Annotated in this window: 12 protein-coding genes; 3 read left to right on the top strand and 9 right to left on the bottom strand. The window is 54.8% G+C overall.

From position 1 onward, the window contains the following. The first annotated feature begins 281 nt into the window (after positions 1–281). Positions 282–1,361: an IS110 family RNA-guided transposase gene (locus J2S36_RS04875; RefSeq protein ID WP_309956115.1), complete on the top strand. Its 1,080-nt coding sequence runs from the start codon at positions 282–284 to the stop codon at positions 1,359–1,361. A gap of 34 nt (positions 1,362–1,395) precedes the next feature. On the opposite strand, the gene J2S36_RS04870 is transcribed toward J2S36_RS04875, so the two are convergent. From J2S36_RS04870 to J2S36_RS04855, 4 genes are all read right to left on the bottom strand, one after another. Further along, a complete protein-coding gene (locus J2S36_RS04870) occupies positions 1,396–2,802 on the bottom strand; it encodes a DNA cytosine methyltransferase (protein ID WP_309956113.1) in 1,407 nt (468 codons plus the stop codon). Further along, the gene (locus J2S36_RS04865; protein ID WP_309956111.1) at positions 2,799–4,052 is read right to left on the bottom strand and encodes a site-specific DNA-methyltransferase; all 1,254 of its coding nucleotides are present in this window, start codon (positions 4,050–4,052) and stop codon (positions 2,799–2,801) included. Before J2S36_RS04865 ends, J2S36_RS04870 begins: the two co-directional genes overlap by 4 nt. Continuing rightward, the gene (gene metK / locus J2S36_RS04860) at positions 4,024–5,214 is read right to left on the bottom strand and encodes a methionine adenosyltransferase (protein ID WP_309956109.1); all 1,191 of its coding nucleotides are present in this window, start codon (positions 5,212–5,214) and stop codon (positions 4,024–4,026) included. The genes J2S36_RS04865 and metK overlap by 29 nt, the downstream gene beginning before the upstream one ends. Positions 5,215–5,293: 79 nt before the next feature. Further along, positions 5,294–5,866 carry a P27 family phage terminase small subunit gene (locus tag J2S36_RS04855; RefSeq protein WP_309956107.1) on the bottom strand — a complete coding sequence of 191 codons (573 nt, stop codon included), beginning with the start codon at positions 5,864–5,866 and terminating at the stop codon, positions 5,294–5,296. Positions 5,867–5,906: 40 nt separating this feature from the next. Here J2S36_RS04855 and J2S36_RS04850 point away from each other — a divergent pair, with 40 nt between their 5' ends. Beyond that, the gene (locus J2S36_RS04850; RefSeq protein WP_309956105.1) at positions 5,907–6,470 is read left to right on the top strand and encodes a ClbS/DfsB family four-helix bundle protein; all 564 of its coding nucleotides are present in this window, start codon (positions 5,907–5,909) and stop codon (positions 6,468–6,470) included. Between the two features lie 266 nt (positions 6,471–6,736). Continuing rightward, positions 6,737–7,141, top strand: a complete 405-nt coding sequence (locus J2S36_RS04845; RefSeq protein ID WP_309956102.1) for a hypothetical protein — start codon at positions 6,737–6,739, stop codon at positions 7,139–7,141. On the opposite strand, the gene J2S36_RS04840 is transcribed toward J2S36_RS04845, so the two are convergent. The 5 genes from J2S36_RS04840 to J2S36_RS04820 form a co-directional block, all read right to left on the bottom strand. Then, the gene (locus J2S36_RS04840; RefSeq protein ID WP_309956100.1) at positions 7,135–9,600 is read right to left on the bottom strand and encodes a glycoside hydrolase domain-containing protein; all 2,466 of its coding nucleotides are present in this window, start codon (positions 9,598–9,600) and stop codon (positions 7,135–7,137) included. The genes J2S36_RS04845 and J2S36_RS04840 overlap by 7 nt on opposite strands. A 409-nt stretch (positions 9,601–10,009) precedes the next feature. Further along, complete coding sequence (locus tag J2S36_RS04835) at positions 10,010–10,387, bottom strand: HNH endonuclease (protein ID WP_309956099.1); 378 nt, start codon at positions 10,385–10,387, stop codon at positions 10,010–10,012. Positions 10,388–10,530: 143 nt separating this feature from the next. Continuing rightward, positions 10,531–10,989 carry a hypothetical protein gene (locus J2S36_RS04830; RefSeq protein ID WP_309956097.1) on the bottom strand — a complete coding sequence of 153 codons (459 nt, stop codon included), beginning with the start codon at positions 10,987–10,989 and terminating at the stop codon, positions 10,531–10,533. After that, positions 10,980–12,356, bottom strand: coding sequence for an SNF2-related protein (locus tag J2S36_RS04825; RefSeq protein ID WP_309956095.1), 1,377 nt, complete (start codon positions 12,354–12,356; stop codon positions 10,980–10,982). Before J2S36_RS04825 ends, J2S36_RS04830 begins: the two co-directional genes overlap by 10 nt. Further along, the gene (locus J2S36_RS04820) at positions 12,337–12,615 is read right to left on the bottom strand and encodes a VRR-NUC domain-containing protein (protein WP_309956093.1); all 279 of its coding nucleotides are present in this window, start codon (positions 12,613–12,615) and stop codon (positions 12,337–12,339) included. The genes J2S36_RS04825 and J2S36_RS04820 overlap by 20 nt, the downstream gene beginning before the upstream one ends. Positions 12,616–12,668: the final 53 nt, after the last annotated feature.

Genomic DNA, 12,668 nt, shown 5'->3' with positions numbered 1-12,668 from the left:
GACTCGTGTATATACCGGCGCAGAGATATTGATCTCCCTGTAAGGGGAGCAAAGTTTCTGGTGCTTTTTGGCTGACATGTCCGCTGCGAGGGTTGTGGTCTGACCCGGCCGGTATGTATTGGCTTGATTAGAAGCATGTCCGCCAGTTTTCGTTGGCGTGACTCGTCACAGTATTGCCAGCAAACCAAGTCCTAGACACGACTCTAAGAACACGATGCCGGATCAGACCTCAAGGTAAGAAACAACCCGCTGTTTTCAATAACCAAGGAGGTTGAATCCATATGGCAATTGTCGCACACCTCTACCGTTTCATCGTAGGCATCGATACACACGCCAGAAACCATGTGCTATCGATCCTAGAGTGCGCCACAGGTGCTGAAATCGTCTGTCAGACGTTCGCCAACACTTCTCAAGGACACGTCCGCGCGCAAGAATGGATCACCAAACACACAAGAGCTGATTTACGTGAGGTTTTAGTATCTATGGAAGGCACAGCCTCCTATGGCACTAGGTTCCGTGTTGCTTTAGAGCAGGCAGGTTACCGCGTGGTTGAAGCCCCACGCCTGTTAGTAAGGGGTCGTAAGAAACTCGCTAAAAACGATGTAATTGACGCCTTTCAGATCGCCGCTAGGACTCTTGGTAAAGATGAAACCGAGCTGACTATCCCAAAACAAGGAGATTATCGTGAGGCTCTGCGTATCCTGGTTGCTGCTAGGAAACAGCTCACACGTGCCACAACCGTTAACATCAACTCGTTGACAGCTCTGACCCGCTGTACAGACCTTGGCATTGATGCCAGACGAGCACTGTCGGTAAAACAGATCCACCAAATCGCCGCACTTGAGGCACAACCCGGTGACGCTATCGACGTACTCGTTGCCAAACAAGAAGCAAAACGCCTAGCCAAAACCATCATTGACGCTCGAACACAACTGGCAGAAAACCAAGCACAACTGGCAATGCTCGTTGAACTAGTAGCCCCAACACTACTTGAAATGCCAGGAGTAGGCCCTGTCACCGCCGCGCAAATGATTATCTCTTACTCCCACGTGGGCAGGGTCAAAAGCGAAGCGGCTTTCGCTGCCCTAGCGGGGACAAGCCCAATACCAGCATCGTCAGGAAACAAGGTACGCTACCGGCTCAACAGAGGCGGAGACCGAGCACTCAATAACGCTCTACATACCGTGGCTCTCGTACGCCTGAGAAACGATGACCAGACCCGCGCCTACATGAAAAAACGACTAGCCGAAGGAAAAACCAAACGCGAGACTATTCGGCTGATAAAACGTTACCTCGCACGCAAAATCTACCGGCACCTCACCAAAGAACTAACCCGCAAACAAGTCACTCTCGCAGCTTGACAAATATAGAAGCGTCAGCCATAGGTGTGGGTGCTTATCCAGTCCCTGCGCGAGCAAAATTTTTCAGTCTTTCAAGGACGTGGCGAGCCACGGGCAAAGCGATCGCGTTACCCCACAACTTGTATTGGGCACTATCACTGGTTGGATTCTTCAACCAAGTTGTGACTTGGCGTGCGGTTCGTGGTTTCACGCCGCGCGCCCAGTTCCAGGTAGCCCAAATGCCCATCCAATACTCGATGTCTTCGCTTGTCGGATCCTCGATAGCAAGACCGTCACACCAATCGTCAGGAAACCCCTGCAACCGGGCGCACTCGACCGGCGTCAACCGTCTGGGGCGCAGCGACGAGCTGGCGACCATGGGCGGGTCGGTGTAATCCGTGGCCAGCAGCGCACCTGCTTGGTTCTTGGTGGCGCGGGTGAAATAGTCGGCTTTGGATGTGGCATAGACGGGCTCCAAGATGACCATGCCGCCCTGGTTGCAGGTCGGCTCTCCGCCTTTCAGGTCGAGGGTTTTCGACACTTCCGCTTCGTAGCCGTAGTGGCCGCCACCGTTGCGGGACTGGTGGATCGAATTCAGGCCAAACACCCTGCGTTCCTCTGGGGCGTCGAGGAGGATGGGGACGTTGGTGGGTGAGTTGCCCATCCGAGCAGTCAGCGTCTGCACCACCCCCGAGGAGTTAACGGTCAACCTCGAGTCCTGCGGATGATGATCCATCAATATCACCGAGCTGCTACGGCCTCCAAGGCTTGCTTCAGGGGTGTGGGCATGGTCTTGTTCTTGCGTGCCGCACGATTCAGAATGCCCTGAGCTGCTCGCGGGCTCAAATAGAATCTCGGGTGCGGATCGGCCTGCAAAATCTGCGACAAGGTAGATGCGGCGGCGTCGTTGGGCCACGCCGAAATATTGTGCGTCGAGTACTCGCCATGCCAGTGAGAATCCCTCACCCATGACACATCCCGCGTACGGCCATCCACCCTCAGGGACAGGCATATCAGGCGTGCTCGGGTCGACGATGCGCGTGAGCGTGGTAAGGACGGTGGCGAAATCGGCTCCTTTGTGTGAGGAGAACGCGCCAGGGACGTTCTCCCAGATCGCGTAGCGTGGAAACATTCCATGGGTTGCTTTCCTCATCTGGTCAATAATTCGTACAGCATGAAAGAACAGGCCCGAGCGTTCACCCGCCAGGCCTGCTTGTTTACCTGCAACGGATAGGTCTTGGCAGGGAGAACCAAACGTGATCACATCCACCGCATCAACATCAGCTCCGTTGACCGTGGTCACATCACCCACATGAGTGAGCTGCGGCAGGCGGCGGGTCGTAACGAGAATCGGGAATGGTTCGATTTCACTCGCCCACACAGGACGAATATCCGCCTGAATACCTGCGAGAGGGAAACCACCCGAGCCATCAAACAAGGAACCCAACGTCAACTCACTCACGGTTCACCCCTCTCAACATCGCGCACCAAATCCAAATACGCGTATTCTTTGCCGCCTCGCAGGCAAGTAATCCCGGCAGCGTCCCCGGTGTGTTCGGCATAACGGCGCAAAATCACGGAGGCGTATTTCTCGTCAAGCTCCATCGCATAACAGATGCGGTCAGTTGCCTCAGCTGCCATGAGTGTGGAGCCTGAGCCTGCGAAAGTGTCAAGTATGATCGCGTTCGCCTGAGTGGAGTTACGAATCGGATACGCCAACAAATCCAACGGCTTGCTGGTCGGGTGATCAGCGTTACGACGCGGCTTGTCAAACCGCCAGATGGTGGTTTGCTTCCGGTCGGCATACCAGCGATGCTTACCGGTCTTCACCCAGCCAAAGAGCACCGGCTCGTGCTGCCACTGATACGGGGAGCGGCCCAGGACGAGGGAATCTTTGACCCAGATGCAACACCCCGAAAGATAGAATCCAGCCTCGGCGAAGGCGCGGCGGAAGTTCAAGCCTTCGGTGTCAGCGTGAAAAACGTAGGCGGATGCGCCTTTTTCACACACGCTCGCCATGTTCGTAAACGCTGATAGCAGGAAGTCGTAGAACTTATCGCCAGCCATTTTGTCGTTCTTGATCGACAAACCCGACCCTGATTCGAAGTCGACATTATATGGCGGATCGGTGAGCACGAGATTCGCACGCTTACCATCCATCAACAACTCGACGTCCTCGGCGCTGGTAGCATCGCCGCACACCAGTCGGTGACGGCCGACCGTCCACACATCCCCACGCTGGACGAACGCGGCAGCTTCGAGGGCGGCGGTGAGGTCGAAATCATCATCCTCCACCTCACCCTCATCCAATGAGCCGATAAGCTGCGCGATCTCAGCATCGTCAAAACCGGTCAGTTCAGCATCGAAATACGAAGCGTCAAGGTCGGCGATGAGGAGGGCGAGTTTGGACTCGTCCCATTCGCCACTGATCTTGTTCATAGCAACGTTCAGCGCCTTTTCACGCATTTCGTCAAGCTTAACGACGACGCAGTCCACGGTTTCTTGTCCCAAGTGTTTGAGAACGGACAGTCGCTGATGACCAGAGATGACGGTGTTGTCGTTCGCCGCGTTAACCACCACTAGCTCGACGTAGCCGAACTCGTCGATGGAGCGCTTGAGTTTTTCAAACTCAGCATCGCCAGGCTTGAGTTCCTTACGCGGGTTATATGCGGCAGGTTTCAGTTCAGCTATCGGTAGCTGCTTGATCAGCATGCTTCTTCACCGCCTCTCGTAGCGTGTCGACGTGAGTGAACGAGTTCTCCCAATGCAGACCGGGATGGCCGAAGTGCCCATAGGTTGAATACTGTGTAAAGCCAGGCTTTCGAAGATTCAAGGCATCGATGATTGCTCCTGGGCGCAGCGGGAACACTTCGCGTGCAGCAGCAGTGAGGATCTCGTCGGAGTGCTCACCACTGCCGAGCGTGTCAATGGTGAAGGCGAGCGGGTCAGCCTTCCCAATCGCATAAGAAATGCTCACCTGGCATTCGTGTGCGAGCCGTGCGTCGACGATCGTTTTCGCGATCAGGCGCGCCATATACGCACCCGAGCGGTCAACCTTCGAGGCGTCCTTACCCGAGAACGCTCCACCGCCGTGTGGGGCGAGACCGCCGTAGGTGTCGACCATCAGCTTGCGACCAGTGAGTCCCGTGTCGGCCTTTGGACCACCCACCGTAAACAGGCCCGAGGGATTCACCAGGATCTCGGTGTCAGCGTTGATCGGCAGGTACGGCTTACAGGCGGATGCGACGATGAGGGTTTTGACCTCTGCCGCAAGCTCATCCAGATCCTTGATCTTCTCGTGTTGGATCGACACCACCACGGTCTCAACCGCCACGGGTCTACCAGCAGCGTCGTAGCGAACTGTCACCTGCGCCTTACCATCGGACTTGATGCCGGTGATCGTGCCGTCCTTGCGGGCTTTGTCGAGCCGGGCGCAGATCTCATGTGAGAGCACAAGCGGCAATGGCAAACGCTCCGGAGTCTCACGAGTGGCATAACCATAAACAGTGCCCTGATCACCCGCTCCTTGGAGTGCGAACTCGGTGTCATCACCGAAACGTGCCTCTAAGGACTTGGAGACTCCGGCATTGATGTCTGGGGATTGGCGACGTGTGAAGAGGAAGACGAAGAACTTCCACGGCACATAACCCGCCTCCACCAACGCGTAACGCACCGACTCACGAATACGCGGACGAACCTTCGAAGTTATCTCGCCAGTCACAATGATCCTGTGGCCAGAGGCCATCACTTCTACTGCAACGCGGGCAGCAGGATCCTCATAGAGGATGTCATCAAGGATTGTGTCTGCGATCAGATCGCAGAGCTTATCGGGATGGCCGACACACACGGCCTCAGCAGTCTTCGTAACAGACATACACACACTCACTTTCAGATCAAAAGGGGCGAAACAAAACGCCCACCCGTAAAACACAGGCAGGCGCAAGAAAAAAGGGTTAGGAGCGGGCTTTGAGCAGTTGCTCCATCACGTCATCACCAGGAGCTGCGCCCGAGTAGTCGGTGGTGCAGGTGGCGCGCACGATCTCGTAAATCTCGTACCAGTACACGTTCGCTTGCTTACCAAAAGACTGGGACATGGCCACAAAAGGGCTGGCGATCGCAGCGCCCGTGGTTGGATGCTTGCCGAGCAGGCCGAACTTGGAGATCGCCTGTTCACATTGCACATAGCGCGCGAACGCCTGCGCATAGGATTCAATCAGCCTGGGTGCCACGAACTGGGAACAGCCGCGTTGGTCGAGCCACTGCCACGTTTCTCGGTAGACGAGATCAGCGCCGAGTGGTTTACCATCACGCTGAATGTCGGAAAGATAACCCGATGGTTCGGGCATGGTCTCACCAGCGAGCACCGCACCGTCCCCAATATCGCTGCCTTCGAAGTCAAACGGCTCACCCAGCGGATCATCAAGCCGCGTGGCTGGGCGGCCTGCGGCGAGCTTCTCATTCAGCGGATCAGGTTTCGCGCCTGCGCGTACGCGGCGTCCGCCACGGTTCGTTCCGTCTTTGGCCATGGGTTTTCATCTGCTTTCCTGCTTTGAGATAATTAGTGGCGTGCCGAGACCGAAGACGAAAACTGAACTATTGGATGCCGCCGAGGCGCAGTATGTGAAACTGGACAGCCTCATTGAGGGCATGAGTTCCGACGATCAGCATACGCATTTTGATCCCAGCATCACCCAAATCGGTAAAGAAGCCCACTGGGCGCGGGATAAAAACCTGCGCGACGTACTAGCCCACCTGCACGAGTGGCAGCGCATGCTGCTTGGCTTCGTCGACGCCAACCCCCACGGTCAACCTCGGCCGTTTCTTCCGTTTCCTCACACGTGGCGAACCACGCCAACGCTCAACCAAAAGATCTGGACTCAATATCAGGGCACTGAGCTTGTGGCTGTCGGCGAAAACCTCGCCGACAGCCACACCGCAGTAGTGGCTCTCATTGGCAAGTTCACCAACGGGGAGCTATTCACCAAGGCGCATTTCCCTTGGACGGGCACAACCTCGCTCGGCTCCTACTGCGTGTCAGCCACATCAAGCCGCTACGAATGGGCAATCAAAAAGCTCCGTGCATTCACCAGAAAGCCGCCAGAACAACCCCATAACCAAGCCCCCCAGTAGCTTCTTACCACGCTGTACACCACAGACAGATACTCGGGAGCCTCTGGTATAGGCGCTCCTGTGCGTCTTTTCATGACTGTCGGGTTCAACGCACCAGGCCTCGTGCCCGCATTCACGCGACATCCGCCCGATCAGCACTACCCTTAGCAATGCAGGGAAACCTTCTTGTAGAATGAAAACCTATTGGGGCATACAACTCCTGATGCCGTTGCCGTATCAAAATGTGTAGCGAAAAGTTGAAGGGACTGGTCATCAAAAAAATATCTGTGTTTCTTGTATCCGCTCTGGCATATTTTGTCGGCGCGTGGCTTTTCATCGCCATCTTTCAACGGTGCAAGGATCAGGATCAGAGATTTTTTGTGGTCTTCTTTTTGATGCCAATCATGTATGTGTGTTTCACGATTCTTCTTCTGCTTTTCAATAAGCATATCATCGGTATTCAATCTGCCCGCGTGTTGCAACTTTCAGCAGGAGCCTTTATCGGACTCTCAGCTTTTCTGTTTTCGCTCGATGGTGTTGGCTCGTTAGTTCATAGTGATTCTTTTTTTCAACTGCTGAGCCAGTTTTCCGTTCCCGCCATCGGCGCTCTTGTTGTTGGTGGTGTAGCGCTTGGGTTTAGCGTTTTTACCCAAGCGCCACACCAAGGAAAAGACCAAATCAATTATCAGTAGATGAATTCAGCTAGCTTTCGGCAAGCTGTCAAACGAATCTCTTCCTTGACGTATCCAGCCAAGAACCATCCTAAAACGGCGCTATCCAAGTCGGCATATTCACTTATTTTCTGATATGCCTCAGTGGAATTATTCGCCCCCAAGCTCCAGCCAATCTGCTTGAATCTGTTGGCAAGTTTGCTGGAATTGTTGTAGTATTCTCGCAATGTTGCTGACAGAAGATGAGCGTTGGAGTCGTTGCCGTTTTCTAGCGTGTTGGCGATGATAATGGCGTCTCCATCACAGCAGAGATCGTCACGGTTACAGTTGTTTCCTACCGAATCCCACTGTCCCTTGTCATTTTTCTTGTCAAGTACTAGCCCCTTCAAGCCAGGATGCTGACGGTAATCGTTACCTTGACCGACTAGAGCTGTGGCCACCTGATCCAGGTTCGCACTGGGATTCCACTCAAGCGTTTTCTGAATGTTTTCCATCGCTGTGGCTAGATCTCCGGCCCAGCCAGTCCACGCGTCTGGGATTAGGTTCCAGTTGGTGTATCCAAGTGTTGTTGCCGCCAGATGCGCAAGGTCAACCGATTCTCCGGTCTTGTCGGTCATGGATTGCCGCCAAGTTTTATCAATATAGCGATTCAAGGCTGCGATAATCTTCTTGCCTACAGCGTCCTTCTCGAGCACGTTTGCGTCAGCGCTCCTGAAACTTTCTGCAGACACGGACCAATTCACTGCAGAGCCGCTACCACCGTCACGCAGGTAGGCTTTTGCTAAATAGTTGAGTATGCAACGCCAAGTTGGAACAGTGACCCATGTTCCTCCACCATGAGATCCTGCAACGTAGTCTTTTCCAACCTTGCCACTGGCACGAAGTTCTTCGAAGCGTTTTTCTAAATGCCAGATCAGATCAATCGGAGCCAGCTTATTGTAGTCAATGCTGGTGTCGGGCGCAGCGTCACCGGCACTCGAAGGAGCAACATGATCCACTGCCGCTGCTTGTCCTGAATAGGCGACCCTGTCTAGGTCAAAACCAGCACCCTTGTAGTCACTGATTTCAGTGAACTGGTCATAGTTCCAATCGTCAGGAATAGGGAAGCCGAGGTTGCCGGAGAATCCTGTAGACATGTCCGAGACGAACGCGCTTCCAGCGTAGCCGGCTTTAATGATGCGGCTACAAATGTTACGCGAGGCGTAGATGCCTACTTTGTATCCGCCTCCCAGGCTTCCTCGCACACCCTGGAAATACGGAAGAATGTGACTTGTGACCTCGGGGTCGGTCGCGTCGAAATCAACTGCGAAATAGATATACGTTCCCGGAATGCCAAGTCTTTGGGCTGCTTGCCTTGCGAGCGTCGCGTGCCGAGCGCCGTTTTCCCGCGTGAAGTGTCGAAGCTTGGTTGAGTACTCCTGGAAAATCGGGAAGAACTTCATCCCTCCGTTGGTGATGCGTTCAAGTTCTCCGGGGCGAATAGCTTTGAAATAGTCAGACGGATCTTTTGAATCCTGATTCGGCTCAGTCAGGTAACGTCCTACGATCTCATAGCCGTTCGCCTTAAGTAGGTTGAGTCGCTCAGCCGTAATCTCGAAGCGCGTGTCGCAAGCGACGCACGGACGGTTGGGATCACCTTTCGAGGTCAAAAGGCTCATCCAAGTCGTTGGGTCAAACTTGCCGGTTTGTGGGATCTTGTACCTGTTCTGAAAACTTTTAATCGCAGCGGGGATTGAAGGATCCCACGCTGTAACTACACGCTGCCCAATTCCATTACATACGAGTGCAGCTGTACCAATCCATACCCATTCGCTGGTGCCTCCGCTAATTGTCTTCAGGCGCGCCTTGGTTCCTGTCCCGAAGTTACCGGTAGCCTGGGATGGAGTGAAACCTTCGATAGCCTGCAATACTTGAATCAGCGCTTTATTCATTTCGCGCCCATATAGGCCGTCAGTGGGAACAATACCACTGTAGGCTTTGTAGCGACGGTTAATCTCTTGCTGTATAGCGCGGATCTCGCTCTTGCCGCCATAGGCAGACAACAGTTTGAACTGCTTCATTGATAGCAGTGCCATCATTAGCTCAAGGTCAATGGTAGCCTCAGTGCTTGTCATGCCTATGTCTTGCTTCAAGACTTTAATTGAGGAAACCATGCCGTTAGTGAATTCGTTCGTGATACCGCCATATACAGCAGGATAACCTTTGCACCAGAGCGCTCCTTGGATGATCCCGTGCACGTTACTTTGTGCCGTGTTTTGGCGAATACCGTTCGGCCAGCGGTTCTTAAAACGTGATTGTGTTCCAGAACCGAAATTGTTCGCGGTTGCCGTGATTCCTAGTTCGATTTGCAGGGCACGAATCAAAGCATTGATCGTGTCCCATCCTGTTTTCCCTGTTTCTTCGACTGAACCGAATCCCGTTTTATTTTTGTAGGTAGCGTTCAACCATTGCTGTGTTTTTAGTACCATTTGATCTGTCATGATTCCTCCTTTTTTGGAAACCAGTTTGTTAATTCAAGACAGGTAAACACCTGCCAGGGAGGGATCCAGAACACCGGATGAGAAGCTCCGAGTTTTTTGCCCTCACCTGTACGTCCCTGGGAAACCCAAATCCGGACGGACAAAGCGCAAGAAAACCGAGCAACACTCAGCGGTATTTCACCCCTCACTGGTATTGCCGACGAAGCCCGAAGTGTTAATACCCTGTTTGATTCGGTCTTTTTGTGTATGGTTGGCCCCGCCCGCTGACCTCCGACAAGGCGTGAGAGATTCGACCTCCCCTACCCCTCGCCAGGCTTTCGACGTTGGCTCGTGTTGGGCAAACGAGACTTAGGTGAGCATCTTTGAGGTTCCAGATGATCGACGCGACAGCAGGCAACGTGTGGACTCGTCAATACGAGTAGACCCGAGGTTGTTGCCTCCACCGATCATCATCAAGCGCGGTCTGCCTGGAGTGGCAGGGCTTGCACAGTGAGCGAAGGTTATCAAAGTCGTGGGTGCCACCGTGCTCGAGCGGGAGCACGTGGTGGACCTCTTGGACAGGCGTATACCGGCCCGCCTCTAGGCAGTCCTCACACAAAGGATGTTGTGCGATGTAGGCGGCGCGAATCTTGCGCCAGCGCGCGCCGTAGCGGGCGTTGATCTTCGGATCCCTTTGGTAGCGCCGGTAGCGTGCGTCCTCTGCCTTGGCGTGGGCCTCGCAGTAGCGTTCACGGGTGAGCTCGGGGCAACCAGGGTGGGAGCATGGGCGGGCTGGTTTGACCGGCATCGCTGGCTCCCTTCCCCCTGGATGTGGTGAAGCCCCAAGATTCCCGTGTGTGGGTTCTTGGGGCTTCTTCTAGTTTTCAACCACTTATATGTTCTCACACTGATATGTGGTTTTCTATCGCATGTTTCGGATACCCGCTAACGCTAGAGCTGTCCGTACAAGGCGGTGGCGAACCTGTCGAGGGCGCGGTTCTTGCGCCGATAGACCGTGTCACGTTCGACGTAGAAGTGATCGGCTATCATCGACACCTTCTCATCTTGCGTGCCCTCGCTGAGGAAGAAGCCTTCGAGGATGAAGCGGTCGTCTTCAGCGATGACTTCCCACGCAGGCAAGAACCAGTCCATGTACTGGCGGGCCTGCAGGTAGCGAGCCTTGTACGCATCTATTCGCTCAATGCTCGCGACGATCCGGTTCTCCGAAGCGTGGAGGTCGCCTGATGGTGGTGTGCCGTCCATGCGTGGGGATGCGGGGCTAGCTGCATCAGCATAAGCCACCTTGATCTGCTCGTCGGTACTCTCGATGATCTGTTCCATCACCGCATAATCCTGCAGAGCGGCGATCGCGGCTTTCCTTGTGTCGAGGTATTTCGTCATCACATGCATGAGCGTGTCCTTTCAGTGGTTGTGTGGATTTCTTGTGCGACCGCGTCGATCAACGCAGCCTGCGTAGCGTCTTTCGCATCAAGGGCTTTGAGCACGACTTCATCGAGCGTCCCTTCAGAGATCAGGTGCGTGATCGTCACAGGTTCGGATTGCCCTTGCCGATAAAGCCTGGCGTTCGTCTGTTGATAGAGCTCGAGACTCCACGTCAACGAGAACCACACCAGCAGATGCCCACCGCTCTGGAGGTTCAGACCGTGACCCGCAGATGCGGGGTGAAGCAGCCCAAGCGCAATCTCGCCCTGGTTCCAAGCCTCGATATCAACGCTCGTTTTGAGTTCGCGAGCCTGTGGGAAGCGGGAGGTGATGCGTTCGCGGTCATGGGTAAACCAGTAGGCCACGAGCAGTGGGTTGCCGTTGGCTGCCTCGATGAGGTCTTCGAGAGCGTCGAGCTTCCGCTCATGCACGGGAGCCCACTGATCGTCGCCGGTGTAGATCGCGCCGCTCGCGAGTTGGAGTAGCTTGCCGGAGAGTGCAGCGGCATTCGCGGCATCAATCGTCTCGTCACCAAGTTGGAGAACGAGGTCGGCTTTCAACTGTTCGTAGACCTTGCGCTCTTTCGGCTCCAACGTCACGGGCATTGTCGTCACCGTAAATTCCGGGAGTTGCAGGTGGTCGGTGGTTCGCATCGACAACGTCATGTCACCAATCGCCGCATAGATCTCGTCCTCAGCACCCACACGGGGCTTATAGGTGAACACCTGCATCCCGTTCCTTTTGTCGGGCACGAACCAGCGCTCGCGGTAACGGGTAATGAACCTACCCAAACGCTCGCCGCCGTCGAGGAGACGGAATTGCGCCCACACATCCATCAGCCCATTCGACGCGGGCGTGCCGGTGAGCCCGACCCAGCGTTTAACGAAGGGCCGCATTTTCACCAGCGCAGTGAACCTTTTGGCTCGATGGTTTTTAAAGCTGGAGAGTTCGTCGATGACGACCATGTCGAACGGCCAGCTACCCCCGAGTTGGTTCACGAGCCATGGGATGTTTTCACGGTTAATAATGGTCACCATCGCAGACTTGGCTAACGCCGCCAGCCGGTCTCGCTTGGTTCCGACAGCAACCGCGACCGTCAAACCTCGCAGGTTATCCCATTTCTTCACCTCAGCGGGCCAGGTATCGCGCGCCACTCGCAGCGGGGCAACCACCAGCACGCGGGAGATGGTGAAGTAGTCGAGCATGAGCTGCCAGATCGCCGTCAACGTGATCACTGATTTACCTAAACCCATCCCAAGGAGAATCGCGGCCTCGTCGTGGTCGATGATGAACTGGGTCGCCTGCCGCTGGTAGTTATGCGGCTGATAGTGCATCAAGCACCTCCCGTATGCCGTCCATCGAATCGACAACGAAGGTCTGGAATCCCTGGTCGCGCAGTTGGTTCATCCGACATGCTTGGATTGGGCGTGGCTGTTTGCCTGGTGCTTTGAGTTCAACGAAAACTACGCGGTTTCTCATCAGGCATATCCGGTCAGGTACGCCGCTGGTTCCAGGGCAGACGAGCTTCCAGCACAAGCCGCCATGTTCTTCAACGGCTTTTTTAAGCTGAGCTTCGATTGTTTTCTCGTTCATGGTCACTCCTTGAATTCAATTCAGGGGTGACGGCATGTGACGAGTCGTTCCTA

The sequence above is a fragment of the Arcanobacterium hippocoleae genome, assembly GCF_031456295.1.
Taxonomy (GTDB): Bacteria; Actinomycetota; Actinomycetes; order Actinomycetales; family Actinomycetaceae; genus Arcanobacterium_A; species Arcanobacterium_A hippocoleae.
Note: the sequence above shows the minus strand (reverse complement) of the source record. Positions and strands in the feature narration are given on the sequence as shown.